The 24,266-nt window shown below is 54.4% G+C and carries 22 protein-coding genes and 3 pseudogenes; 18 read left to right on the top strand and 7 right to left on the bottom strand.

Annotated features, from left to right (window positions below; genetic code table 11):
• Nucleotides 1-615: 615 nt before the first annotated feature.
• The 3 genes from GTU79_RS12240 to GTU79_RS12250 form a co-directional block, all read right to left on the bottom strand.
• Complete coding sequence (locus GTU79_RS12240; RefSeq protein WP_214513981.1) at nt 616-906, bottom strand: hypothetical protein; 291 nt, start codon at nt 904-906, stop codon at nt 616-618.
• Between the two features lie 217 nt (nt 907-1,123).
• Complete coding sequence (locus GTU79_RS12245; RefSeq protein WP_203520777.1) at nt 1,124-2,161, bottom strand: IS630 family transposase; 1,038 nt, start codon at nt 2,159-2,161, stop codon at nt 1,124-1,126.
• Nucleotides 2,162-3,026: 865 nt separating this feature from the next.
• Nucleotides 3,027-3,284: a DUF2274 domain-containing protein gene (locus tag GTU79_RS12250; protein ID WP_214513982.1), complete on the bottom strand. Its 258-nt coding sequence runs from the start codon at nt 3,282-3,284 to the stop codon at nt 3,027-3,029.
• 205 nt (nt 3,285-3,489) lie between these two features.
• Here GTU79_RS12250 and GTU79_RS12255 point away from each other — a divergent pair, with 205 nt between their 5' ends.
• Nucleotides 3,490-4,311 (top strand): AraC family transcriptional regulator, encoded by an 822-nt coding sequence (locus GTU79_RS12255; protein WP_203521717.1) that lies wholly within the window; start codon nt 3,490-3,492, stop codon nt 4,309-4,311.
• Between the two features lie 166 nt (nt 4,312-4,477).
• Nucleotides 4,478-5,677, top strand: coding sequence for an FAD-dependent monooxygenase (locus GTU79_RS12260; protein ID WP_214513983.1), 1,200 nt, complete (start codon nt 4,478-4,480; stop codon nt 5,675-5,677).
• 22 nt (nt 5,678-5,699) lie between these two features.
• Here GTU79_RS12260 and GTU79_RS12265 read toward each other — a convergent pair.
• The 3 genes and pseudogenes from GTU79_RS12265 to GTU79_RS31815 all read right to left on the bottom strand — a co-directional run bounded on the left by GTU79_RS12265 (nt 5,700) and on the right by GTU79_RS31815 (nt 7,700).
• Nucleotides 5,700-6,504, bottom strand: a pseudogene (locus tag GTU79_RS12265) (DUF1016 N-terminal domain-containing protein).
• Nucleotides 6,501-6,887, bottom strand: a complete 387-nt coding sequence (locus GTU79_RS31810) for a tyrosine-type recombinase/integrase (protein WP_476749680.1) — start codon at nt 6,885-6,887, stop codon at nt 6,501-6,503. The pseudogene GTU79_RS12265 and the gene GTU79_RS31810 overlap by 4 nt, the downstream one beginning before the upstream one ends.
• Before the next feature lie 57 nt (nt 6,888-6,944).
• Nucleotides 6,945-7,700, bottom strand: coding sequence for an integrase arm-type DNA-binding domain-containing protein (locus tag GTU79_RS31815; protein WP_476749681.1), 756 nt, complete (start codon nt 7,698-7,700; stop codon nt 6,945-6,947).
• A 556-nt stretch (nt 7,701-8,256) separates the two neighbouring features.
• Here GTU79_RS31815 and GTU79_RS12275 point away from each other — a divergent pair.
• From GTU79_RS12275 to GTU79_RS12325, 11 genes and pseudogenes are all read left to right on the top strand, one after another.
• Nucleotides 8,257-9,132, top strand: coding sequence for a MurR/RpiR family transcriptional regulator (locus GTU79_RS12275; RefSeq protein ID WP_132921920.1), 876 nt, complete (start codon nt 8,257-8,259; stop codon nt 9,130-9,132).
• A gap of 55 nt (nt 9,133-9,187) precedes the next feature.
• Nucleotides 9,188-10,156 (top strand): agmatinase, encoded by a 969-nt coding sequence (locus GTU79_RS12280; protein ID WP_203521715.1) that lies wholly within the window; start codon nt 9,188-9,190, stop codon nt 10,154-10,156.
• A gap of 139 nt (nt 10,157-10,295) precedes the next feature.
• On the top strand, nt 10,296-11,081 hold the full coding sequence (locus tag GTU79_RS12285; RefSeq protein WP_203521714.1) for a transporter substrate-binding domain-containing protein: 786 nt from the start codon (nt 10,296-10,298) through the stop codon (nt 11,079-11,081).
• A gap of 18 nt (nt 11,082-11,099) precedes the next feature.
• A complete protein-coding gene (locus GTU79_RS12290; RefSeq protein WP_214513984.1) occupies nt 11,100-11,324 on the top strand; it encodes a hypothetical protein in 225 nt (74 codons plus the stop codon).
• Nucleotides 11,278-12,489 (top strand): MmgE/PrpD family protein, encoded by a 1,212-nt coding sequence (locus GTU79_RS12295; RefSeq protein ID WP_214513985.1) that lies wholly within the window; start codon nt 11,278-11,280, stop codon nt 12,487-12,489. The genes GTU79_RS12290 and GTU79_RS12295 overlap by 47 nt, the downstream gene beginning before the upstream one ends.
• Nucleotides 12,486-13,158, top strand: a pseudogene (locus GTU79_RS12300) (amino acid ABC transporter permease). The gene GTU79_RS12295 and the pseudogene GTU79_RS12300 overlap by 4 nt, the downstream one beginning before the upstream one ends.
• A complete protein-coding gene (locus tag GTU79_RS12305; protein ID WP_214513986.1) occupies nt 13,155-13,817 on the top strand; it encodes an amino acid ABC transporter permease in 663 nt (220 codons plus the stop codon). The pseudogene GTU79_RS12300 and the gene GTU79_RS12305 overlap by 4 nt, the downstream one beginning before the upstream one ends.
• Complete coding sequence (locus tag GTU79_RS12310) at nt 13,810-14,559, top strand: amino acid ABC transporter ATP-binding protein (protein WP_253073564.1); 750 nt, start codon at nt 13,810-13,812, stop codon at nt 14,557-14,559. The genes GTU79_RS12305 and GTU79_RS12310 overlap by 8 nt, the downstream gene beginning before the upstream one ends.
• A gap of 203 nt (nt 14,560-14,762) precedes the next feature.
• Nucleotides 14,763-15,169, top strand: a pseudogene (locus GTU79_RS12315) (RidA family protein).
• Between the two features lie 11 nt (nt 15,170-15,180).
• The gene (gene argE / locus GTU79_RS12320) at nt 15,181-16,329 is read left to right on the top strand and encodes an acetylornithine deacetylase (protein WP_203521711.1); all 1,149 of its coding nucleotides are present in this window, start codon (nt 15,181-15,183) and stop codon (nt 16,327-16,329) included.
• A 216-nt stretch (nt 16,330-16,545) separates the two neighbouring features.
• Entirely contained in the window at nt 16,546-17,748 is a 1,203-nt protein-coding gene (locus GTU79_RS12325; protein ID WP_203521710.1) for a hypothetical protein, read from the top strand.
• A 1,812-nt stretch (nt 17,749-19,560) separates the two neighbouring features.
• On the opposite strand, the gene GTU79_RS12330 is transcribed toward GTU79_RS12325, so the two are convergent.
• Nucleotides 19,561-20,313 carry an IclR family transcriptional regulator gene (locus GTU79_RS12330; protein ID WP_203521708.1) on the bottom strand — a complete coding sequence of 251 codons (753 nt, stop codon included), beginning with the start codon at nt 20,311-20,313 and terminating at the stop codon, nt 19,561-19,563.
• Between the two features lie 477 nt (nt 20,314-20,790).
• Between GTU79_RS12330 and GTU79_RS12335 the strand changes: the two genes are divergently transcribed.
• From GTU79_RS12335 to GTU79_RS12355, 5 genes are all read left to right on the top strand, one after another.
• Nucleotides 20,791-21,183: a RidA family protein gene (locus tag GTU79_RS12335; protein ID WP_203521707.1), complete on the top strand. Its 393-nt coding sequence runs from the start codon at nt 20,791-20,793 to the stop codon at nt 21,181-21,183.
• A 135-nt stretch (nt 21,184-21,318) separates the two neighbouring features.
• Nucleotides 21,319-22,101, top strand: a complete 783-nt coding sequence (locus GTU79_RS12340) for an ABC transporter substrate-binding protein (RefSeq protein WP_420854176.1) — start codon at nt 21,319-21,321, stop codon at nt 22,099-22,101.
• Nucleotides 22,102-22,138: 37 nt separating this feature from the next.
• Nucleotides 22,139-22,873 (top strand): amino acid ABC transporter permease, encoded by a 735-nt coding sequence (locus GTU79_RS12345; RefSeq protein ID WP_214513987.1) that lies wholly within the window; start codon nt 22,139-22,141, stop codon nt 22,871-22,873.
• Nucleotides 22,858-23,505 (top strand): amino acid ABC transporter permease, encoded by a 648-nt coding sequence (locus tag GTU79_RS12350; protein WP_214513988.1) that lies wholly within the window; start codon nt 22,858-22,860, stop codon nt 23,503-23,505. The genes GTU79_RS12345 and GTU79_RS12350 overlap by 16 nt, the downstream gene beginning before the upstream one ends.
• Nucleotides 23,502-24,254 (top strand): amino acid ABC transporter ATP-binding protein, encoded by a 753-nt coding sequence (locus GTU79_RS12355; RefSeq protein ID WP_132921907.1) that lies wholly within the window; start codon nt 23,502-23,504, stop codon nt 24,252-24,254. The genes GTU79_RS12350 and GTU79_RS12355 overlap by 4 nt, the downstream gene beginning before the upstream one ends.
• Nucleotides 24,255-24,266: the final 12 nt, after the last annotated feature.

The raw sequence follows: 24,266 nt of genomic DNA on the forward strand, positions 1-24,266 counted from the left end.
AGATGGGATAAATCAAGTTCTTCCTGCCGATGTAGGTAACATTCTTTTAATCTGTGCCAGGCTATTTGCCTATTTTCCTTTTCTTCAAACCAAGCTTCTTTGGCCCAACATTCCCAATTCCCTTGATAAGCGGGAGCCCAATCACCATTTCTTAACTGAGCGTTACCATCTGAAAAATCTTGCTTCGGGAAACAGGTAAAATATTCCGCGATTCACATAATTAATATTTCTCCTAAATTATTATAGGGATCAATGGGACTGCGTACCAACGCGACTATAGACAATTGGCTCCGGATGTCATACTGATTAAAAACAGGTATCACCGCTTTTAAGTTGTTTTCATAATCATTTGTTTAAAATGTGTTGTTAACCATCAACAAAAATAGGCGCTTCTCCCACCATTGATTGTCTTGCATTATCTTAAAAATCAAGGTCCATTTTTTAGTTGTAGGTTAAACGGAACTTAATTTGTTTGGGTGTCAGCTTGTCCGGTTTAACGTAATAAGGCCGTCTAAAATAGATATCATGGCCCCTTATGAGGGCATTGGTTTTCTAAATTGATTTTCGGAAATAATTTCCTGTCCATTTTCTTTTATATAATCATCTTTTATAAAATCATATTTTTTGAGTCTCAGGATGTTTATAGCTGACGCCGGTGATCATTGCCTCTTCGAGTTCGGTCCAACCGCCGTAAATAAATTCGGCTGTGTCTGCACCTACCGGTTTAAACTCGGCAGGATAGTGATTATAATAAATATGCAATAATTCATGGTAAAGGCCAATGGCGGGATCACGATAACGCCAAAGCTCCGTCTTTATTGTTGACCCGTCGCCAACATAAAATTTCCGGGGTCGAACGCGATGGCCCCGCCGGCGCTGTTTTGGCGTAAAACCGACCGTCAGCATAACGGTCTATGGCACTCATGGTCGGGGGTTGAATGGTGAAGGCTTTCTCATGCAAGGCCCGCAGAATTTTTTGCCCCATCGGGACCTGCTTGATGTCGTTTAATACTTTCGTGACTGATGCAATAAACAAATCATTGCCCTGGATGGCGATTTTTGTCGTTATCCTCGTTTTATCCAAAACTAAATTATACTGTCCGGTTCTAAATAACTGCGCCTATTACCGCTCCACTTTTGTTAGTCCAGGTTTGTTGCCTGGGAAAGGTGATGCGGTTTTCATAAATTGTCTGACATTTTTTAGTAACTCCCACATTGTTTTACAGTGATGATTGCGGGTCACCGTTTCGTGTAATGCTAACCATAAGAGCTCTATTTTGTTCACCCATGGCGAGTAAATCGGCTGATAAATAAGAATAAATTTTGGATTCTTCTTCAACCACTTCAATGTCTTTTTACTTTTGTGAATGATGTAATTATCGACAATAAGGGTGATCGTTTTGGCGCTGCGATACGTGCTTCTCAGCTGGCATAGCATATCGATGAACAAGCCTGAGTTTTTACGTGTTCCACTCACGTAATCCACTCTGCCCGTTCCAGCATGCAGCGCACCTGCAAGGTAATGTTTTTCATTTTTACCCGGCGTAGGGATGCGTTTCTGCTGACCTTTTTTCTGCCAGTCCGCGCCGATTTTTGGGTTGAGATCGATATCAACTTCATCCTCGTAAAACACGGGATGTTCAGCACTGTTCTTTGCCAATGCCTCATCAATTGCAGCCAGCTTTTCTTCCCTGTGAGGATCCCGAATATGCAAGGTCGGAGCCGCTCTGCGCCAGACAATGCCGGCTCCTGGCAACCAACGGCGAAGTGAGCCAGGATGCAACGTAGAGTTAAATAACTTATTAATTTCAATCGTTAACATCTCGGTACTCCAGCGTGAGCGCAGATAGCCAAAATCTTGCGGGGAGCGCTGAACAAGCAAATTGAGCATTCGCAGCATGGCGTCGACAGGCCATTTTTTTTGACGGCCCGGTGGCAGACTTTTCAGACCTTCAATACCAAATAACGTGAACCAATTAATCCAGCGTCCGACGGAAGAACGGGCGGCACATAGGGTTTTAGCAACGCAAGTCAGCGATTCACCCCGGTGCAACATCAACATGGCAATAAGGCGTCTGGCATGATTCTTATCTGCCGTTTTCTGGACAATTTTTTGCATCTGGCGTCGTTCATTTCTGGGTATGGGTGCTATGATCGGCATAACTCAGTCCGGTTGGTGATTTGTGATGTTTGGCGATTGATCAGATCGCTCAAACCGGATTGAGTTCCCTTCGGTGATCTACTATTAGGCGCAGTTATTTAGGGTTAGCCCTATAAAGCGCCATGGGGGTGGTCGATAATTCATTTAATGCTAACGCGAAATTTTCTAAAATCTGTTTTGACCCCGGTTTTTGAAGATTGCGCGCCCCAATAATAGGCAACAGGTACAAGGACAATACCGGAGAATAAATACGTCAGTTATAATTTCTTTGATGGATGATATGATTTTTCCATGAGCTGGTATCCTGGTGAATTTAATTTTTTGAATAAAAAAGTTAAATTAAATAAATATTATTTATTGGTTATTTTTATTTATTTTTTATCTTATGTGTAATGCTAAAACGGGTTATTTAATTTAGTATTTACAAAAAATAATAACAGGCCATCTTCCTGCTGGAAAGGAAATTTAATCTTAGCCTCCCATGAATGAAGATCACTATTATTCTACATGGTTGAAACTGACTCGCATGTGAATTAGCACAATCATTTTGCCAAACGGCAATAAAAATGTCCGCTGTCAAGCCTTTTTGATGTTGGGCGCAATGCAAAAACCTATATAAAGTAAGAGATTAGTGTGTTTACTGGGGACTTCAACTCACTGTAAATTTGTCGGATGGGGCCACATAGGAGCCTTGCGGTTGCGGGTCTTGGCGTGCCAGAGCGGGCAACACGAATGAAGGCATCGGCCGCTTACTCCGTAATCATATGCGAGCAATACAAAGGGCTAATTCCCAAAATGCGAACGCGCAGTTCGGAGACTGCGCGTTCAAGGATGCTTTGACACTGTGACTTTGCCTATGGAGGTGTTACTTCTCGCTGGAGCGGCTTCTGCGACGCTGGCTTTGCCGCGTCCTTTTCTTGAATCCCCGGTCTCCAGCCATGAACGCTTCCAGCATGTGCGGAATCAACGTCACCGCGTCCACTGTCTCACCGTAGGCCTGGGCATGCAACGCCGCATAGAGGTCGAGGTCAGCCTTCGAGCTGGCCAGGCATGTGAAGGTCAGCTTGCTGCTGGTACTGGATGGCAGCGGCCCGAGTCTCAGCTTCTTTGTCGGCGTGCTCATCGCAATCCCCCACGCACTGCTTCAAACAGCTGGGCGAGCGCGTCGTGGCCAGGAGCTTCAAGCATCAGGTGGTCCGGTGCTCGATGACCGACTGTGAGTGATGGAGCAATCGCCAAGTAAAACGGAGCTCGTGTGTTGAAAATCGCAATAGTGTATTAATATTGTTAAATCTAGCCAATCACATTTGGATCGGTCGTCACCCGCCATGCCTTTCTATCGTCCCGAGGAAAACTACCACGATGTCGCCAAGGGTGTTGATTTCGAGACCCAGAATGTGCCCCGCGCCATCGTCGCCGTCGGCGGCACCATGGTCACCCAGGGCATGGAGTTGCCCATTCACGCGCATCGGAAGGCGGAGCTTATTCTGACCTTGCGAGGCATCGTCAGGTGCGAAGCCGAGCAAGGCGTCTGGATCGTGCCACCGCGCTGTGCGGTGTGGATTCCTGACGATGTTCCCCACAGCGTGACCTTCGCCGGAAATGTCGAGGTCTATGTTCTGTTCGTCGAGCCGGATGCGGCGCCGGCACTGCCTCGACAATGCAGCACGCTGTCGATCTCACCGCTGCTGGAACGTCTGCTGCTGCACGCCACCCAGATGCCGGTCCTGTACGACATTGACGGTGCCGATGGCAGGATCGCCACGGTACTGCTCGACCAACTGTCTGTGGCACCCGTCGAAAAGTTGAACTTCCCGATGCCGGTCGATGCCAAGTTGCGCAAGATCGCCACCGCGATGATGGCCGACCCTGGCGACCGCGCGACGATAGACGACTGGGGGCGGCGCATGGCCGTCGCCCCACGGACCTTGACCCGGGCCCTGACACGCGAGACCGGCATGAGCTTCGGCCGCTGGCGCCAGCAGCTTCACATCCTCATTGCGCTACAGCGTCTCGACCAAGGGGCATCGGTTCTGACCGTGGCGCTCGATCTCGGCTACGCGGATGCCAGCGCCTTCGTCACCATGTTCCGCAAGGCCCTGGGCAAGCCGCCCGCCCGGTATTTAGCGGAGCGCCGCACCGCTGCGTGATCTCTGTTCGCCTGCGGACAAATACCCTCGTGGGCTATGACCAAAAATCGCAATAAATTGTCCTATTTGCGGAATGTAGTCATGCCGCAGATTTCGTATCCTGACTCTGACATTGAAACCGAAGTGCGCCGTCGGCCACTGGTTGCACTCATAAAGAGTCGGAAAAATGAAAATCGAAAAGAAGATACTGATCTGTGGCGGCGGCATTGCCGGCCCCGCATGCGCCTATTGGTTGCACAAGTACGGCTACTCCGTCGTCATCGTCGAAAAGGCAAAATCCTTCAGGGATGGTGGTCAGAATGTTGACATCAAGGGAGCGGGGCAGCAGGTCATCAAAATGATGGGGCTTGCCGAAGAGATCGAAGCCAAAAACACACTGGAGCAAGGCCAGAAATATCTGGATGCCGCCGGCAAGGTGGTCGCGACGTTTCCGAAGGGCGCGCTTGGAACCCTGACCGCAGATTTTGAGATTCTGCGAGGCGATTTCGCCCGCGTCCTCTTCGATGCAACGAAAGACGATTGCGACTATCGCATGGGGAGATTCGTCACCCATCTCGAAAACAATGGCGCGGGCATGTCGGTCACATTCGATAACGGCGAGACCGAGGATTTCGAGTTGGTGATCTGCGCCGAGGGCATCAGCTCCTCAACCCGGAGCATGGTCTTGGCAGAGCAAACCCATTTGCGCTACCTGGGTGCCTACATGGCGTTCTTCAAGATTCCACGACGCCCCGAAGATGACAACTGGGCCTATACGGTCAACGGCATCGGGGGGACGTTTATCACCCTGAGACCGGGGAACGAGAAAGAGACCACCGTCCTGATCACCTTCCTCAGAAAGGACCACGACATCGAAGGGGAAAAACCTGCGGCCCGACGAGAATTGCTGCTCCAGGCGTTGAAAGGTCGAGGCACCGTCGCCGATCGCATCAGCGCGGACCTGGACACGGTCAAAGACTTCTATTTCGGACCGATGAGCCAGGTTCAAGCCTCGACCTGGTCGAACGGCCGGTTCGTTTTGCTGGGAGACGCCGCGCACTGTCCGACGGCGTTCACCGGGGAAGGTACGGCATTGGCTTTAGTTGGCTCTTATGTACTCGCTGGCGAAATTAAGCGGAGCGTAGATTACGCTGAGGCTTTCCATGCGTATGAAAAGCTTTTGCGACCCTATGTTGAAGCGTCGCAGAAGCGGATAAGTCCTCGCTTCATCCGGCTGGTCCATGTGAACACGCGGCTCGGGATATCCCTCATTCGTCTTGCTCAAAGATTCTTCGCGAGCAAGATCGTACAAAATCTGCTTAAGCCGAGCGCCACTAAGCGCGAAAAAGATGTCGCGGAAGACTTCGTATTTCCGAGTTATTCTTGATCGTCACCATGTTCCGCAAGGTTCAGCGCATCGTCGAATTCGGTTCCTCAATGGGGATTTCAGCCACCTTCGCGCATGGCGATGGTCCCGGCAGCCGATGGGTAAGCGGCCTGCGCGAAGGTAATACCTGCCAGTTCTTTGGTCCGCGCCGCTCGCTCGATCTATCCGGCCTTGAATCGCCGGTGGTCCTGTTCGGCGATGAAACCTCGTTCGGCCTAGCAGCGACACTCCGCGATGGCCGGCGAGCTGACGCTGAAATCCGTGTGTTCGAGGTCTCGAATGTCGGCGAGATGCGCTGCGCGTCGCGCATAGTCGCCAGCTCCTGCGCGATCATCGTGTCCGGCTTCTTGGACAAAGCCGTGCGTTCGTACAGCATCGAGTCGATGCGCTCGCGCAGTGTCCGAACGCTCCAGCGTTCGACGCCGGCCATCTGCGCGTAGTAGTCCCGCTGCATCGGCTCCTTGAGCGCCAGCAGCAGGACGAAATGCGACCAGCTCAATTGTCGCGACAATTGGTTCGTCTGGGAACGTGGCGGCGAACTTGACCATCCGACGCAGGTTCTTCTCTCCGAAACCCCGCCCGTAGTCACGGGCAAGTTGCTCGGCCAGCGTCGGCAGAATTTCCTCGCCGTACCCGGCCCGCTGCCCGGCCAGCACTTCCGTATGGATGCGCTGACTGATGCGCCAGAACAGCAAGGTCAGCTCGGCATTGACCGCCGAGGCGGCGCGCTGGTGCGACGCCTCGATCAGTACCCGGATGTCGCCCAGCAGCGCCACCGGCGCTGCTGGCGCTGCTGGCGACGCGACATACGCCTTGCGCCGGGTCATGCCGCCACCGCCTTAGCTCGTTGCATCCCGGTGATCGTCTTGCGACGATTCGCCACCAGTTCGGCCGCGTCTCGCACCGGCTTGTCCTCGGTGTGGACGTAGCGCATGAACATCACGACGGTCTTGTGCACCGTTAGCGCCATGCCGACCTTGACCGGGATACCTGAATTGGCAATGTCAGTCGCCGAACGGTGGCGGATGCCGTGCGTGCCCACGTGCATCGCGCCAGCCGCTTTGAGCGCGCGGCTCCAGCCGCCGTAGTACTCGCCCGTGGTCAGATGCTTGCCAGCGTGGCTCGGAGAAGGCAGCACGTAGCGGCTGCCCTCCTGCCGGGGTGCCGTCGAGAGTAGTTGATAGGCTTCCTCGCTCATGGGCTTGGACATGCCGCCGGTCTTGCTGTCAGGCCAGACGACGCGCCGGTTCTGCAAGTCAACCCAGTTTCATTCCAGCGCGATGATTTCCGAGCGCCGGCCAGCAAACTCGAATTGCAGACGGATGCCCAAAGGGATGACGTAGTTCTCCAGCCCCTCCGACTCGATCTTGTCGAGCCGCCGGAACAAGTCGCCCATCTCTTCGTCGCTGATGAGGTGGGTGGATTTGCCGGCAGGGAACATCGGGACATGACGGCACGGGTTGGTGCCGTCGGGCCGATAGCCCCATACCTCGGCCATGTTGAACATCTTGCGCAAGACGCTGAAGACCTTGTTCGCCTCGGTCTGCTTGTACGAGAGCTTTTCCATCAGGCCCGCGATGTCAGGCCGCTTCACGTCCTGAACCTTCTTGCGGCCCAGCAGCGGGATGATGTTGCGATTGATGACGGCCTGATAGCCGGCCTGGGTGCTGAGCTTGTTGCGCTTCTTGGAGTAGTCCTCCATGAACTTCGTGCATAGCTCCTTGACCGTGGGGGCCTGGCGCGCCTCCGCTTTCTCTGCGGCGGGATCGCCGCCCCTGCGGACCTGGGCCAGCCATTCCTGCGCCAGCGACCGCGCCCGTTCGACGGTTAGCTCCCCGTACAGCCCTAGCGAGGGCTTGCGGCGCTCGCCGGCGTTCGTCCGGTACTGGAGCATGAACACCTTGCGACCCGCCGGAGTAATCTTGCACAGGAAGCCGGGCACCAGCGTGTCCCGGATTTCGACGGCCTCTGCCTGGGGTTGCGCCGCATCGACAGCGGACTTAATGAGTTTGATCTTAGCCATGATGACTCCTTGGAAAGACCCGGATTCCAAGGGCCGGATAGGAGTCTGGCGGTCGGAAGTCAGGTCAGGTTTCGGAAAGCACCGGCATATGTTGAACTCGCCTAATCTATTGATAAAAATGCTGTATCTGGCTGGGGCGTAGTCCAGCGAATTTCGGTGCTGGAGTCATCGTGAAATAAAAAAAGGGGGGCACCGACAATCGCCATTCCCCCCGCCGCCAGGCTCTATCGCCAATGCGATCTGGACTTGTCCTTATTGGTGCGATGAGACGAAAATGCACTGGCTTAGTGCGGTGAAGGCCCGCTTATCGTGCAGGGTACCGTCCGGGTTACATGGATTTTTCACCGCCGATCTGTCAGCGAAAAAATTAAATTCAGTCAAATTTGAATCAAATGAATCACCCCATTTAACCTCCTGGCTCATTATTTCTCCTGATGTTACTCCTGGTCGTCCGCCCTTCGGCCGCGTCGCTAATGAATCAATTGAATCATAATGAATCATTATTGGCATATCCGTTGCAATTATGATTGGGACGAATCAAAAAACGGATAACCCTATGGATCAGCTTGCTCTGTGTCAGGCCATTAAAGCGCAATACGAATCCTTGCCGAAACAGGTGCGGCAGGCGGCCAGTTTTGTCCTTGATCATCCGCAGGAAGTGGCGGTGATGTCCATGCGCGAGCAGGCCCGTCTGGCGGGTATCCCTCCGTCCACCATGACCCGGCTGGCGAAACGCATCGGTTTGTCGGGTTATGACGATATCCGGGACATTTTTATCAACGCCGTGCGTACCAAAGGTCATGAATATGGTTCTCGGGTGCCGGCGCTGGTGGAAATGAAACAAAAGGTGGGAGAAAGCTCCCTGCTGCTGGATCTGGCCAACACCACCACCGGCCATATCCAGCAGCTGTGCCGGCCCGATAACCTGGCGGCCATCGTGCGGGCCGCCAAAACGCTGTCGTCGGCGCGGGATATCTACTGTCTGGGGCTGCGATCATCGTTCCCGGTGGCGTTTCATTTCTGCCATGTGGCCGCCTATTTCCAGCATAACGTCCATTTGGTGGAAGGGGCGGGGGAGAGCGGCATCATGTCCCTGATGAGCAATATGGGTCCCAGGGACGCTCTGCTGGTGTGCAGCCTGTCGCCTTATGCGCGCCGCTCCGTGGCCCTGACCCGCTATCTGTCCCAGCAGAAAGTCAAAATCGTCGCCATCAGCGACAACGCCAGCTCGCCGGTGGCGCGGCTGGCCGGCGAGACGATCCTGGTGAAAAAACAGACCACCTCCTTTTTCGATACGCTGACACCGGCTTTCCTGGTGAGCGAACTGCTGGTGGCCCTGATGGCCGCCACCGCGAAGGTGGATGTGCGCGCCTCGGTGAGCGATACCGAGGAAAAATTATGGGCTATGGGCGAGTGGTGGAGCACCGAGTGATACCTCCTTGACCGGCCCAACCCCCAGCGTGATGAAATTTTTATAGGAAAACAACATGAGTGAATACAAACCGGAACTGACCACCGCGCCAAAGCACGGCCACAAGAGCCTGCTGTACTCCGAGGTCGTCAGTGATTTAAACAGCCTCGACTCGGTGGATATCGCGGTTCTGGGCATACCTTACGGTTCGCCTTATTCCATTGACGACGTCACCTGCGATCAGACCAATGCCCCCACCGCGGTGCGCCAGGCCTCCGATCGCGCGGTGCGCAGCATAGAACGCTACGATTTTGATATCGGCGGCCCGCTGATGGACAACCAGCCGATCCGCATGGTGGATTGCGGCGATATCGTCGGCGATGCGCGCGCATTGGGCGGGCATTATGCCGCCGCCGAAGCGGTGATACGCAAAATCCTCTCCCTCGGCGGTTTGCCTCTGGTGATCGGCGGCGACCACGGCGTGCCGATTCCGGTGCTGCGGGCCATGGACAGCATGGGTCCCATTACCCTGATTCAAATCGATGCCCATCTGGATTGGCGGCAGGAAGTCAACGGCGTGACCGACGGCCTGTCCAGCCCTATCCGCCGGGCGTCGGAAATGGAACATATCGGCGAGATTTTCCAAATCGGCCTGCGGGCCAATGGTTCGGCCCGCCAGGAGGAAGTGGACGCCGCGCTGGCTTACGGTTCGCACCTGATTACCGCCGATGAACTGCATGATGTCGGGGCCGAGGCCATTTTAAGCCGCATCCCCGACGGCGGTAACTACTACCTGACCCTGGATGCCGACGGCATCGATCCCACCATTATGCCCGCCGTCGCCGGCCCGGCGCTGGGGGGCGTCACCTATTCCGAGGCGCGTAAAATCATTCAGGGCCTGGTGAAAAAAGGCCGGGTGGTCGGCATGGATATCGTCGAAATCACCCCGAAAAAAGATCTTAACGGCATTACCGCTATCACCGCCTGCCGGTTTTTTGTCAACCTGATCGGTACCGCGGTTCGGGCCGGATACTTTAAAAAATAGCGCGGCGCGTCCTGCGCCGGGACAGGCCGGGACAGCTGCGGAAACAGTGTTATGCCTTGCGCCGGTCCGGCAAGGGGGTCTTCAGGCCGCCCTGCCTTCCACACCCTATCTTAACCTTTGACTATTCAGGATTTGCATAATGAAAAGACGTTTTGCGATATCAATACTGGTGGGCACGCTGGCCGCTTTTTCCATGATGACGGCCAACGCCGCCAATCTGCTCGATACCATCGTCAGCCAGAAAACCCTGCGGGTGGCGGTGCCGGTGGATTATCCGCCCTATGGTTATGTGGGCGGCGACATGGTGCCGCAGGGGCTGGATATCGATGTGGCCAACCTGTTAGGCGAGAAGCTCGGGGCAAAGGTGACCCTGGTGCCGGTGACCGCGCCGAACCGGGTGCCCTATCTGCAAACCGGTAAAGCGGACATGACCATTTCGTCGCTGGGCAAAACCGCCGAACGCGCCAAGGTCATTGATTACAGTATCGCCTACGCGCCGTTTTTTGATGCGGTCTTCGGCGGCGCCAAGACTCCCGCCAAGAGCTATGCCGAACTGGCGGGTAAAACCGTTTCCGTGACCCGCGGATCGATGCAGGACGAAGAGCTGACCCGTCTGGCGCCCAATGCCGAGGTGAAGCGGTTCGAGGATAACAACAGCACCATCTCGGCGTTTCTCTCCGGCCAAACCCAGCTGACGGCCATCGGTACCACGGTAGCCGCCGCCATGCAGCAAAAACACCCGGGGCTGGATTTGCAGCTGAAAGTGATTTTGTCCAATTCCCCCTGCTATGTGGGTATGCCCAAAGGCCAGCCGGAACTGGTGAATAAAGTCAACGAGATCCTGCGCGCCGCCAAGGCGGACGGGACACTGGACAAGATTTCCCAGAAATGGCTGGGCGCGCCGGCCGGCGACCTGCCGGAATAAATGACAGGACCTGATGAGATGACGACGACAAGCGGTACCCTAACCCTGGCGCACTGGCTGACGGCGCTGACGCCCGCGGATGTGCCGGGCGCGGTAGGCTGGGTGGCCACCCGCTGCCTGATGGATACGCTGGGGGTCATGCTGGCGGGTTCGGCCACCGCCGTCGCCGGGCGGGCTCGCCGGGTCATCGCGGTGAATGCCGCCGCGGGCAGCGCCGCGGTGGCGGGGACTCTCTGCTGGTGAGCGCGCCGGCGGCGCTTTTGCCAACGGCGTGGCCGCCCACGCCCTGGATTTTGACGATAACTGCTACGCCGGGTTTGTTCATGGTTCGGCGGTGATCGTGCCTGCGGCGTTAGCCGTCGCGCAGACACGCCGCGCCGGCGGCCCGGCAATGCTCACCGCCCTGGCGGCGGGAGCGGAATGCCAGTATCGGGTCGGTATGGCGTTGGGCCGCCCCCTTTACGATCGCGGCTGGTGGACCACCGGCGTGCCGGGGGGGATTGGCGCCTGCGCCGCGGCCGCAAAACTCATGGCGCTGGACGCTGAAACCACCGCCCGCGCCCTGGGGCTGGCCATTGCCGGCACCGGCGGCATGAAAAGCGTGTTCGGCAGCGATGCCAAGCCGCTGCTGGCGGGCCGGGCCGCCGAGGCCGGCGTGACGGCGGCGCTGCTGGCGGAGCAGGGCGCGGGGGGGCCCCTCGATGTCCTGGAGAATGCCTACGGCCTGGCGGCGCTGTGTAACGACGGGCGGCTTGACGGCGGCTGGCTCACTCCGCCGGGGGACGACTGGTGTTTGTTATCGCCGGGTGTGGACGTCAAGCGCATCCCGGTATGCCTGTCGTCCCATGCGGCGGTGGACGGGGTGCTGAAGCTGGCGGCGGACCACGGCATAGCATGGCCGCAGTTAGCCGGCATCGTCTGTGATGTGCCGCCGGTGGTGGCGGCCAATCTTATTTATTCCCATCCCCGCAGCGGACAGCAGGGGCAGTTCAGTTTGCCTTTTGCCGTGGCGGCTTCCCTGCTGTACGGCGAACTGACACTCGAGCATCTGGACGATGCGCTGATGGCGGATAAGACGCTGTCGGCCTTAATGGAACGGGTAAGCATGATAACCGGCCCGCGCTGGGACGATCCCGCCCTGCTCACCGTCGCGCCGGAAGGGGCCGAGGTTACGCTCAGACTGCATGACGGCAAGACCTTCAGCTGTTTTATTCCCAAGGCCACCGGCAGCGCCGATTACCCATTGAGCGATAAGGCGCTGGAAAACAAATTCCTGCGCTGTGCGGGCAGGGTTATGGAACCGGCGGCGGCAAATCGGCTGGCCGGGACGCTGTGGGGGCTGCCGGCATTAGACGATGTGACTGCCCTTTCGGGAATGATACAAATACCCAAGGAGCCCGGGCGATGATATTTGATTTTTCCTCGGTACTGCAGCAGTGGCCGCTGCTGCTCAAGGGCACCCTGATCACCCTGGCGATGACGCTGGTGTCCACGGTGCTCGGCCTGATTCTCGGCATCGCCTGCGGCTGGGCGAGGGCCCACGGCAGTGCCTGGCTGCGCCATCTGACGGGATGTTACATCGAGCTGGTGCGAAATACGCCTTATATCGTGCAGCTCTTTTTATCTACTTCGGCTTGCCGGCGCTGGGCCTGCATTTATCCGCCATCACCGCCAGCATTTTGTCGCTGATCCTCAACCTGGCGGCCTATGCGGGGAGATCACCCGCGCCGGTATCGACGCCACGCCCCGCAGTCAGGTGGAAGCGGCGCAGAGTCTGGCGATGAACCGTTGGCAGATATTCTCCCGGGTGGTGCTGCCGCCGTCGCTGTCCAGGGTCTGGCCGGCACTGATAAGCCAGGTGATTATCATTATGCTCGGGTCAGCGGTATGCAGCCAGATTTCCACCGAGGAGCTGTCGTTCAGCGCCAATCTCATCGCCAGCCGCTCATTCCGCAATTTTGAATCATTTATTATCGCGGCGGTGATTTATCTGGCGATGGCGGTGTTTGTACGCCAGTTCCTCGGCTGGATAGGGCCGCGGTTTATTTTCGGACCGGCAGCGAGGAAACGGCCATGAGCGATTTCACCCTATGGGATATTTTTCGCAATCTGCTGCTGGCGCTGCGCTGGACCGTGGGATTGTCCGCCATTGCATTTGTGGGCGGCGGTATCGTCGGCGCCCTCTTGCTGATTATGCGCCTGTCGCACCGAAGATGGCTGCAATGGCTGGTGATCCTGTCTGTAAATCTGTTCCAGGGCACGCCGCTGCTGATGCCGTTGTTTCTCACCTATTTCGGCCTGGCGCTGTCCGGCATCAATACCACACCGCTGTTTGCCGCCAGCATTTGCCTGACGCTCTATGCCAGCGCGTACCTGACGGATATCTGGCGCGGCAGCGTGGAGAGCATACCCCGCCAGCAGTGGGAAGCCTCCGCCAGTCTCGCGCTCTCTTTCGGCGAGCAGCTGCGCTATGTCATTTTGCCCCAGTCGTTCCGGCTGGCCCTGGCGCCCACGGTGGGTTTCCTGGTGCAGGCCATCAAAGCCACCGCCCTGGCGTCGGTTATCGGCTTCGTGGAGCTGACGCGCTCGGGGCAAATCATTTCCAATGCCACGTTTTCACCTTTCCTGGTCTACGGCAGCGTGGCGCTGCTCTATTTTGTGCTGTGCTTCCCCCTCTCCTGGTGGAGCCGGCATTTGGAAAAACAGTTAACCCGTGGAGCCAACCGGCATGAGTGAACTTTCGACGGATAAACCTTTCGCGGTGGTGGATATCCAGGGCCTGCACAAGCGCTTTGGCGATAACGAAGTGCTCAAGGGCATTGATTTGCAGATTAAACGCCAGGAGGTGGTATGCATCCTGGGCAAAAGCGGCTCGGGGAAAAGCACGCTGCTGCGCTGCATTAACGGCCTGGAAAGTTTTGAAGAAGGGACGCTGACCGTGGACGGGCAGGCCATCAAACAGCATGACCCGGCCGCCATGCGTGATTTGCGCCAGAACGTCGGCATGATTTTTCAAAGCTTTAATCTTTTCCCGCATCTGACGGTGGGCAGAAATATCATGCTGGCCCCGTCGCTGGTGAAAAAAATGCCGAAGGAAGTGGCGGAGCGCGCGGCCCGGACGTTATTGAAACGCGTCGGACTGGAGGAAAAATTCGACACCTGGCCGGATAATCTCTCAGGGGGCCAGCAGCAGCGCGTGGCTATCGCCCGGGCCCTGGCCATGACGCCGGAGGTGCTGCTGTGCGATGAAATCACCTCCGCCCTGGACCCGGAACTGGTGGGGGAGGTCCTGCAGGTTATCGAGGCCCTGGCGACGGAGGGCATGACCATCATCGTGGTGACCCATGAGATGAATTTCGCCCGCAAGGTCAGCGACCGCATCGTATTTATGCACCAGGGCAAAGTCCATGAAACGGGCACGCCGGAGGAGATTTTCGACAACCCGCAAACCCCGGAGCTGAAGCAATTTCTGGCCTGATGGCCCCATTGCCGACAAACGTACTCGGAGTCAATAAGGCGGGACAGGATGTACGATCCAGCATTCTGTCCCAAGCGGGCACTGTGCCAACACTCCCGCCATCCAGGCTGCAACTTCTGCCGGGACAAGGCCGGCAATAAGATTCCGCCGCGGCGCGCGCCCCGGCGATAAACCGTACTAACATGATATTTGGAGAAATAAACATGGTCCATACCCGTATTCGCCCGTTCAATACCAAACAAACCTATCCGGAACAGAAGCTGGATAACGATTTATGCCAGGCCGTGGTGGCGGGAATATGATTTTCCTGCGCGGCCAGATAGGCCAGGACCTCGATACCCGCGAATCGGTGGGCATCGGCGACGTGGCGGCGCAAACCGAACAGGCGATGTACAACATCAATATGCTGCTGGAAGAAGCGGGCAGCAAGCTGGAAGACATCTGCAAAATCACCGTGTATCTCACCGATGTACGCTATCGTGAAACGGTATACAACATCATGGGACGTTGGTTAAAGGGCGTTTTTCCGGTCTCCACCGGGTTGATGATTAGCCACCTGGCCCGCCCGGAGTGGTGGGTGGAAATCGACGTGATCGCCGTTAAACCTTAAGGAGCATGCCAATGGGCACCGCGATTGATCTGTTATCGGCGCTGGTGGCTTTCCCGACGCTGAGCCGCCGGTCGAATCTTGAGCTAATTGATTTCGTAGAATCCTACCTGGCGGATTACGGTATCGGCGCCCGCAGAGTCTACAGCGAAGACGGCAGCCGGGCCAACCTTTACGCTACCATCGGACCCGCAGATCGGGGCGGCATCTGCCTGTCGGGACATTCAGACGTGGTGCCTGCGGACGGCCAGCCGTGGAGCAGCGATCCCTTTACGCTGCTGCGGCGCGGCGATCGGCTGTACGGCCGGGGCAGCGCCGATATGAAAGGTTATCTGGCGTGCGTATTGGCCATGGTGCCCCGTTTTATCGAGGCCACCCGCGCCGCCGACGCTCGTCCGGTGCATATCGCCATCAGCTATGATGAAGAGATCGGCTGCGTCGGGGTGCGGGGGCTGCTGGATGAGCTGGCCCTGGACGGGGCCCGTCCCACCGGCTGCATTATCGGCGAACCGACCCTGATGCGGGTAGCCACCGCCCATAAAGGTAAAAGCGCCTGGTTTTGCCGGGTGCAGGGGCAGGCGGCCCACTCCTCGCAAAATCATCTTGGCGTGAATGCCATCGAATATGCGGCGGAACTGGTGCTGTTTTTACGCAGCCAAGGCCGCGGCTGGCGGCAGGGAATCCAGGACAGCCGCTACGATCCCCCCTGGTCGACGGTGCAGGTGGGCACCATAAGCGGCGGCAGCGCGGTGAATATCGTGCCGGATAACTGTGAATTCGAGTTTGAAATCCGCCCGCTGCCCGGTACCCCTCATCACCTGATGGCACAGGAGTTGGGGGATTATGCCAAACGACTGCTGCCGGAAATGCGCGCGGTGTCGGCGGCGGCGGATATTCTGCTGGAGCGGCGGGCGGAGTATCCCGGATTGCTGGACGACGGCTCCCTTGATGTACTTAAGCACCGTTGCGCCGGCGTGCTGGGACAGGAAGTCTTTGATTCGCTAAGCTTCGGCACAGAGGCCGGACTGTTCCAGCAGGCGGGCATTCCCACCGTGGTGTGCGGCCCCGGCTCCATCAACCAGGCTCATAAAGCGGATGAGTATGTGGATATCGCGCAGTTGGAGCAGTGCCAGCGGTTTTTGGGGAAAATCGTTGCTTGTTGAGCAGGGATAAGAGAAGTAAATCGCCGCTTTCCTCTATCATTAAGTCGGACCCGTATCTTAATAGGGGACTGACTTTTCGTGACGGCATAAGGCTAATCATATAAATGATAGGATTAAAAACTGCAATTTTTTATAAGAAAAATGGGGCAAAATATTAACATGTTTATCTTATGAATTCTTATAAATATTGACGTTTTATTCAGCCAGGAAAATAAAGTGAAAATGATTTCTTTTACCGCCAGCGCTCTCGCTAGGGAGCAGACGATGCAATCACCAGAATGCCATAATTCTGAGTGGCCGTCATGGTTATTAGGATTACTGCAAGTTGCTAATACATCATTAAATAGACAAAACCAAGTCAGCCACGATAATGGCTTTTTTAATCCGCCATACGAGTCAATGCTCTCTCGCTGTTTGGCTGGTGCGGGGGCAGCCAACCCTGAAACTCAGTATTTTCCCGTGGCAATCTTTGGTACGTCTGACGAAGCAAATAAACTGTGGGACTTATGTGAAACCGTACTCCAAATGAAAAGGATAGCTTGTGTTAGTGATTATAATAAGGCAGTCGGTATAGAATATTCAGGCTGCTTTCAAAATGACCAGGACGATTACGAAGAAACAGCGTTTATGTTTTTTCTGAAAAATATTCTTATAGTTAATGAATTTGGTAAAGATCCTAAAATTACCGGCCAGGTTCCATTCGTCCATGCTGCAAAAGTCGGTTCTTCATCTTTTGATATTGACAAGGAACATGTACTTTGGAAAAGGTACCTCTATGATAACAAGCAAAAACTTGATCCTTTGCTGCGCGTCCAAAAATTATTGGCAATAAATCCCACCGAAAAACACGCAGACCTTCTCAAACAATTTATTGTTAAAAACACATTTTCAGACGCCGACGTTGAAAAGCTTGCTGACAATTTGCTCGCCTTGATCAATCGCTTCAATTGCACAACCAGCAGCGAGATTAAACATGCTTTGAGTGATTATAAAGAGTCGAAGGGTGAACCTTTTTTGAGTGGGCCCGATTATGTAGACCTTGCTAACTTCTATCAGAATCATTTTTTCAGAAATACCAGCAAACTGGGCCTGGCGTTTTTTGCCGGCCGTGGATATGATATTAATTTTGCGTGGAATGTGGGTGATAATACCTTGGTTGATCTGAAGGTAGTTCAGGATAAGCCTTGGAAAAGAGGGGAGCGTCGATTAGATGAAGAGCCAGAATGGATTACTGCATCGGAGATGCGTTCCGTCTTGAAAAATATAAACGGCCTTTTCAACGATAAAGTTTTCAAAACTGGGTTTTTCAAAAATTCGATGATGATTTCCAAATCCTTGACATCCAATGCGTGGCAAGGTTTTTTTTATGATGACAAAGTGAGTAATCAAAAGCGTCCGCCATCAGAGGTTGAAAACTAAGGAAATAAAAAGAATCTGAAAACAATATACCTATCAGCCAATGGATCCCGGCCCTGTTGGATTGCGCGGTTAAATGCCTTCCTTGACAAGGGTGCCGTCCATGATTGCTTGGAGAGGATGTAAACATTCAAAATTAAACTACCACTTCGCATTCTGATATCAGAATCTGGCGGCAATATGCTTTGCTTGATTTAAAAATAGATGTAAAACTAGGCAGAGCTGATACAGAAACTGCATAACAACATGACATGTTTATTGTTGGGTAAAACCGGTTGTCTGCATCTGCTTATGCTTTACATGAAGCATGTTTAAAAACACCAGTAAACTGGTTTTGTGTTTTGGGTCAGCGGAAAAAATTCGAAGCACGGTGAGCGGCGTTAAAATTTTATGAATTTTTTAGTATCAATGTATTACTCGATATCATATTGTGATTTTACCTTTTAAGGGGACAACGTTAATTTGTGCAGATAAAAACTAATCGCAATGCATGTACATAATGTTATTGATTAATCTGGTTCAATATAGCTAAAAAAACTAAAGGGAATTAAATGAATACATATCCTATAAGCATCCACGGTCCCACTGTCGACCGGTCAACGGGATCATTGGAAAGCAATTGGCCCGGAGGGGGCATCTCTTCCAAGTTTGCTAAGCGTTTCCAACACGCCCTTAGACGTATTAGCAAGTAAAGAAAGACATACCGATCAAGGTCTTGTCAGTATACCGTCGGCTAAGTCGGTGCTCTCAAGCCTGGCCATAGGCCGGAAGAATGTTACTGTAAAACAGCAAAATTGTCCCGTGGTAACGTACGGTATTTGTGACGAAATACGAGTTTTAGACAAAATTTCAAAAGACCTGTTGAAGATCAATTGGTCGACGGCTGTCTGTCAATATAACGAAGCAATAGGTTTGCATTATGAGTTGTCCGATCAAAACTGCACTGACTATAGCAGCGAAGCATTTTTAATCTATTTCTGAATAATCTCATGAAGATAGAGGAATATGGCACAAACTCCGCCATTATCGGCCTGCCTTCGCTCGCTGACATACCCTTGCGGATAGGTCAACTTTTGTTGATAGTTACGAACTTGATCTCTGGAAAAATATTTATTTGAACACAAAGAAAAACTTGATCCGGTACTTCGCTTAAAAGACTCATGACAATGAATGCTACCATAGAACGCGAAGTAATCTTGAATCAGTTCATTATGAAAAATACTATGGCAAACATAGATAACGAAAAACTGGCTTGTGTTTTAAGGATTTCATTGATCGCTTCAATTGCACAACTCACTTAGAAATAAAGCATGCATTAAACGATTATAAAAAGTTGAATGGCGTGTCTTTTTTCAGAGTCTGATTATGTGGGGCTTGCTGAATTGTTTGGGAATCATTTTGCCAGAAATACCAGCAAGCTGGGTCTGGGATTTTTGCCCTTCGTGGCTTTGATATTAATTTTTCATGGAATGTGAACAAGGATACCTTGGTTGATCTTAATGTTATTCAGGATAAGCCTTGGAAACGAGGGAGCGTAGTTTTGATGGGGACAAGAATGGATTACAGCATCGGAAATACGTTGCGTCCTGCGAAATACAAGCGGTATTTTCAACGGTAAAGTTTTCAAGACCGGGGTTTTCAAAGATGCGATTATAATTTCCAAGTCCCTGACATCTAATGCGTGGCAAGGTTTTTTATTATGACAGCGTGATCAAATGAGCCCGCCAACTTGATTCCTTAATAAAGGCGCGCTCGTGCCGATATTTACCGGCTGCGGTTACTCTCATCCATTACCGGCGTTGATGCATAAACGTATCATGACAGATCGGACAGCTTTTGCGCCGAGACGATCAGTTCCCGTAGCAGCATTTGCCGCCGCGGCTCATCCGTGTCGCGGCTCACCATAAAACAAAAGGCCGCAATGGCATGGCCGCCACGCGAGAGGACCGGCGCCGCCATGCAGCAGGTAAAGCTGTCCGATAACCCTTCGGTCATGGAATAACCCAGCTGCGCGGCGCGCCGCACATCCTCAAGAAACTGCCCGCTGTCGATGGTGCGTCCGTCCGCCAGGATAAAATCCTCCTCCGGGATCAGATCGAGAATGTCCCGGGCCGAGAGGTGTCCCAGCAGCAACCGTCCTGAGGCGGTCCAGGGGATAGGCACCTTGACGCCGATATCCGAGGTGATTTTAAACGGGCGGGAGCTGCTCTCCGACAGCACCACCGTATATTTATTGCCTTCCAGTATGCAGAGCTGAACGGTTTCACCCAAACGGTTGATAAGCTCCAGCATCAACTGATGGGCGCGGCGCAGCAAATCGTTTTGCATGGCATAGTCCGCACCGTAATAGTGCATTTCCCGACCGAAAAACACACTGCCGTCCGGCAGGGTTTCCAGCCAGTCCGCTTCCGTCAGCAGGCTCACCAGCTCGTAAATACTTGACCGAGGCGCATCGGTGGATGCGATCAGTTCCCGCATGGTCATGGGTTTTCTGGCGATATGCAACTGCCGGAATAATTCAATGATCCGGTCTACTCCCCTGGCCCGAGGCGGGTTGGCTGAGGGCATGGCTGTTCTCCGTGGTATCGCCGGCCGGCGTAAAAGTGATGATGTCGGGACCTAAAGGTCAAGGGTTGCACACCGAACCGGCCGCTGGCTAATGCGTGGGGTTATCATACACGGAATTATCAATATCCACAGCGTCGGTTCATTTTTGCTTAATGATATTCCATGCACTTTTTTGGGGCCCTGTTATTTTGCATGAATCATAAGGCTTATTCCAGCTGGTGAAACGGTACTGAAAAGAGTAAACGGATTAACGTGTAGACGCAGCGGGAAATAACGGCTTAATCGTGACAGTTCTGAATACGGGCATATAAATTTTGATTGGTTATTGCAAATTTAATTCTTTTATGACAGTCTGAAATTGTCCGGTATCCCGTAAATAAATCTGGTATATCGGACAATATGCAATAACAATTACTTAAAATAATTTGAACAAACAGGGCGGACAAAACCAGGTTTTGTGGCGCGGGAGACATTTTTATGGCGATAAAACGATACGGTACCGAAGGCGGCGTGGGTACCGGTGGGCAGAAACTACCCTTTGCCCGTGCGGTTGAGGCGGACGGCTGGCTGTACATCTCCGGCCAGACGCCGATGACCGACGGCGAGATAGTGGAAGGCAGTATTATTGAACAAACCCGACTGGCATTTGATAACTGCCTGCGCATTGCCCAAGAGGCGGGTTATGAAGCCGGCGACGTGGTGCATGTTACCGCCGTGCTGACCGATGCCCGTTATTTCGGATCATTTAATAAAGTCTTCGCCGAATATTTCTCGGCATTTCCTCCGGCGCGTATTTGCAGCGTTCAGGATTTGGTGGTGGATTGTAAGGTGGAAGTAGATATGAAATGTTACCGAGCCGATAAGAAATAAAGATTTGTGCCGGCGAGTTCGTTTTAATCCAGCAATATCTGAAAACAGATAATAATCAATTATTCGGGGGAATAAAAAATGAATTGTCTTAATTATAAGACGCATGCAGCCTGTCTTATTACCGCCGCCGCCGGCATGCTGTCCGTTATCGGCTGCACGCCGACCGATAACGGCAAGGCGAAAGACGCCGCGCCGGCCTCCACACTGCAAACCGTACTGCAGCGGGGCACGCTGCGGGTGGGGGACTGCTTGTCCTTTGCGCCGTTCGGCTTTAACAATAAAGACGGCCAGCCGGATGGCTACGATGTGGATTTGGCCAAGGCGCTGGCCAAGGAGATGGGGGTGAAGCTTGAAGTGGTGGACACCACCAGCGCCAACCGTATTCCCAATTTGCAGACCAACAAAGTGGACGTGGTATTCTGTAATTTCACCCGCAATCTGGAACGGGCCAAGGAAATCGGCTTTACCGCGCCTTATGTGGTGGCCAGCGAAGCGATGCTGGTGCGTAAGAACAGCGGTATCCAGTCCGCCAAGGATATGGGCGGCAAAACCATCGCCACGGTTAAGGGCTCTACTAACGGTGATGAAGTCCGCTCCATGGGCATCCCGGTGAAGATCCAGGAGTATGACAGCTCCCAGGCCGCCATACTTGCCGTCAAGCAGGGACAGGCCGACGCCATGATTGAGGATAACAACTTCCTGGCGTACCAGGCCAAGCTCGATCCTACCCTGGTGGTCACCAACGAGGCGCTGGTACCGCTGGAATATAACGCCTTCGGCGTAAAAGCCGGCGATCAGCAGTGGATCAATTATCTCAATGAATTCCTGTTTGAAATCAACGCGTCCAAACAGAACGCCGCGCTTTATCAAAAATGGTTCGGTACGGCGCCCCGTTATCCGCTGAATCCTCAGTATTGATGACCGGCGAGGGGATTATCCGCCGACGGAGGCAGACATGAGCTATCAATGGTTAACCCTCATCAGCTATTTTGATGTGTTTCTCACCGCCGCATGGGTGACGCTGCAGGTGACGGTGCTGGCATTTATCCTGGCGATGGCGTTGGGTTTGCTGACTGCTCTGGCCCGATCCTGCCGTTTTTCCGTTCTGCGGTTTATTGCCGCCGCCTACGTTGAAATCATCCGCAACACGCCGGTGCTGCTGCAGATATTTATCGTGTTTTTCGGCCTGCCGTCCCTGGGATTGACCATGGGCGCCTGGACCGCCGGCATTATCGCTCTTGGCGTGAATGTGGGCGCGTACCTGGCGGAAGTCTTCCGCGCCGGCATTCAGTCGGTGCCCCGAGGCCAGCAGGAAGCGGCCATGATCCTCGGCATCGGACGGCGGGATATCTTTCTTCAGGTGGTATTGCCGCAGGCGGCGCGGGCGGTCTATCCGGCTATTATCAACAATCTGATCCAACTGCTGCTGGGCACATCGCTGCTCTCGGCCATTGCCCTGCCGGAACTCACCGGTACGGCAACGGTGATTAACGCCCGGACGCTGCTGTATATCCAGACCTTCACCGTGACGCTGGCGGCTTATTTGATTCTGAGCAATGCCCTGGTGTGGATTGGCGGTTTTTTGGGACGGCATCTTTTCACCCCGCCGGTAACCGCCATAAAAAAATCCGGTCCGTGGTTTTGCCGGAATAAAGTCCAAAGCGGGGGGACGGCATGGACGAGGTATTAATCACCCGCGCGCCGCTGCTGCTCAAGGGGCTGGGAGTGACGCTGCTGCTGTCGGCGGCCTCCATTATCGGCGGCACCCTGCTGGGACTGCTGGCGGCCGTGCTGCGCAGCAGCCGCAACGCGCCGGCTATCGTCGTCGCCCGGCTGTATACCGAGCTGTTTCGCGGATCGCCGGTGCTGATTACGCTGATGTTCATCTATTTCGGCGTAGCCTATTTTGGCTATGACATCAATATCTTCGCCGCCGGCGTCATCGGCCTGAGCGTTTATCAGGGCGCCTATATCGGTGAAGTGTTTCGCGCCGGTATCGAGGCGGTGCCGAAAGGGCAGTGGGAAGTGGCGCAGATCCTCGGCATGAATAAGCGGCACACCTTTTTGTCGGTCATCCTGCCGCAAACCCGGCGAATCGTCCTGCCCCCGCTTATCGGCCAATATCTGTCGCTGATAAAAGATACCTCCATTATCAGCATGATCGGCATGTCCGAACTGCTGCGTCAGGGGCAATCCATCGTCGATCGCGTCGGCCAGCCGGTGGCGGTGTACGGCCTGGTGGCCGCCCTTTATTTCATTATCTGTTTTCCCATCTCCCGCTGGGTGCAGCATCAGGAAAGCAACAGGAGTCTCTTATCATGACGGCTATTGTCAGCCCCAAACCCGCCATCGCCTTAAGCGGCGTATCGAAATCCTTCGGCAGCACCCAGGTGCTCAAGGGCATTGATCTGGCGGTGAGCCCCGGCGAGGTGCTGGTACTTATCGGCGCCTCCGGCTCCGGGAAAAGCACCGTGCTGCGCATTATGAGCGGCCTGGAAATCGCCGACGCCGGCGAAATCTGGGTCAACGACGTGCCGCTGCATGACAGCCGCCGGGCCAAGGAGATTCGCGGACATGTGGGCATGGTCTTCCAGCAGTTCAATCTGTTTCCCCATAAAACCGCCCTGGGCAATGTCACATTGGCCCTGATCAAGGCGCGCAAAATGTCGAAAGCCGACGCCGAGCGCACCGCCATGGCGGCCTTGAACCGGGTGGGCCTGGCGGACCGGGCCGGCCATTACCCTTCGCAGCTGTCGGGAGGACAGCAGCAGCGGGTGGCTATCGCCCGCGCCCTGGCGGTGGAGCCGAAGATCATGTTTTTCGACGAAGCCACCTCGGCGCTGGATCCCGAACTGGTGGGGGAGGTGACCGAAGTCATGCGCGAACTGGCCCGGGAAGGCATGACCATGGTGGTGGTCACCCATGAAATGGGCTTTGCCCGTAAAACCGCCGACCGGGTGGTGTTTATGGATAAAGGGGTAATTGCCGAGCAGGGGGCGCCGGAGCAGATTTTTGTCCATCCGCAAAATGCCCGCACCCAGCAGTTTTTAAGCCGGGTGCTTGAACACTGAGACAACCGATAG

Source organism: Sodalis ligni, from assembly GCF_016865525.2.
Taxonomy (GTDB): Bacteria; Pseudomonadota; Gammaproteobacteria; order Enterobacterales; family Enterobacteriaceae; genus Acerihabitans; species Acerihabitans ligni.

Coding starts and splice junctions, on each gene's coding strand:
- GTU79_RS12335 (WP_203521707.1), top strand. CDS start 20,791: ATGGCGATAAAACGATACGGTACCGAAGGCGGCGTGGGTACCGGTGGG.
- GTU79_RS12260 (WP_214513983.1), top strand. CDS start 4,478: ATGAAAATCGAAAAGAAGATACTGATCTGTGGCGGCGGCATTGCCGGC.
- GTU79_RS12295 (WP_214513985.1), top strand. CDS start 11,278: ATGCCGCCGCGGGCAGCGCCGCGGTGGCGGGGACTCTCTGCTGGTGAG.
- GTU79_RS12285 (WP_203521714.1), top strand. CDS start 10,296: ATGAAAAGACGTTTTGCGATATCAATACTGGTGGGCACGCTGGCCGCT.
- argE (WP_203521711.1), top strand. CDS start 15,181: ATGGGCACCGCGATTGATCTGTTATCGGCGCTGGTGGCTTTCCCGACG.
- GTU79_RS12255 (WP_203521717.1), top strand. CDS start 3,490: ATGCCTTTCTATCGTCCCGAGGAAAACTACCACGATGTCGCCAAGGGT.
- GTU79_RS31815 (WP_476749681.1), bottom strand. CDS start 7,700: ATGGCTAAGATCAAACTCATTAAGTCCGCTGTCGATGCGGCGCAACCC.
- GTU79_RS12345 (WP_214513987.1), top strand. CDS start 22,139: ATGAGCTATCAATGGTTAACCCTCATCAGCTATTTTGATGTGTTTCTC.
- GTU79_RS12280 (WP_203521715.1), top strand. CDS start 9,188: ATGAGTGAATACAAACCGGAACTGACCACCGCGCCAAAGCACGGCCAC.
- GTU79_RS12355 (WP_132921907.1), top strand. CDS start 23,502: ATGACGGCTATTGTCAGCCCCAAACCCGCCATCGCCTTAAGCGGCGTA.
- GTU79_RS12290 (WP_214513984.1), top strand. CDS start 11,100: ATGACGACGACAAGCGGTACCCTAACCCTGGCGCACTGGCTGACGGCG.
- GTU79_RS12310 (WP_253073564.1), top strand. CDS start 13,810: ATGAGTGAACTTTCGACGGATAAACCTTTCGCGGTGGTGGATATCCAG.
- GTU79_RS12340 (WP_420854176.1), top strand. CDS start 21,319: ATGCTGTCCGTTATCGGCTGCACGCCGACCGATAACGGCAAGGCGAAA.
- GTU79_RS12275 (WP_132921920.1), top strand. CDS start 8,257: ATGGATCAGCTTGCTCTGTGTCAGGCCATTAAAGCGCAATACGAATCC.
- GTU79_RS12305 (WP_214513986.1), top strand. CDS start 13,155: ATGAGCGATTTCACCCTATGGGATATTTTTCGCAATCTGCTGCTGGCG.
- GTU79_RS12240 (WP_214513981.1), bottom strand. CDS start 906: ATGCTGACGGTCGGTTTTACGCCAAAACAGCGCCGGCGGGGCCATCGC.
- GTU79_RS31810 (WP_476749680.1), bottom strand. CDS start 6,887: ATGTCCAAGCCCATGAGCGAGGAAGCCTATCAACTACTCTCGACGGCA.
- GTU79_RS12350 (WP_214513988.1), top strand. CDS start 22,858: ATGGACGAGGTATTAATCACCCGCGCGCCGCTGCTGCTCAAGGGGCTG.
- GTU79_RS12245 (WP_203520777.1), bottom strand. CDS start 2,161: ATGCCGATCATAGCACCCATACCCAGAAATGAACGACGCCAGATGCAA.
- GTU79_RS12330 (WP_203521708.1), bottom strand. CDS start 20,313: ATGCCCTCAGCCAACCCGCCTCGGGCCAGGGGAGTAGACCGGATCATT.
- GTU79_RS12250 (WP_214513982.1), bottom strand. CDS start 3,284: ATGAGCACGCCGACAAAGAAGCTGAGACTCGGGCCGCTGCCATCCAGT.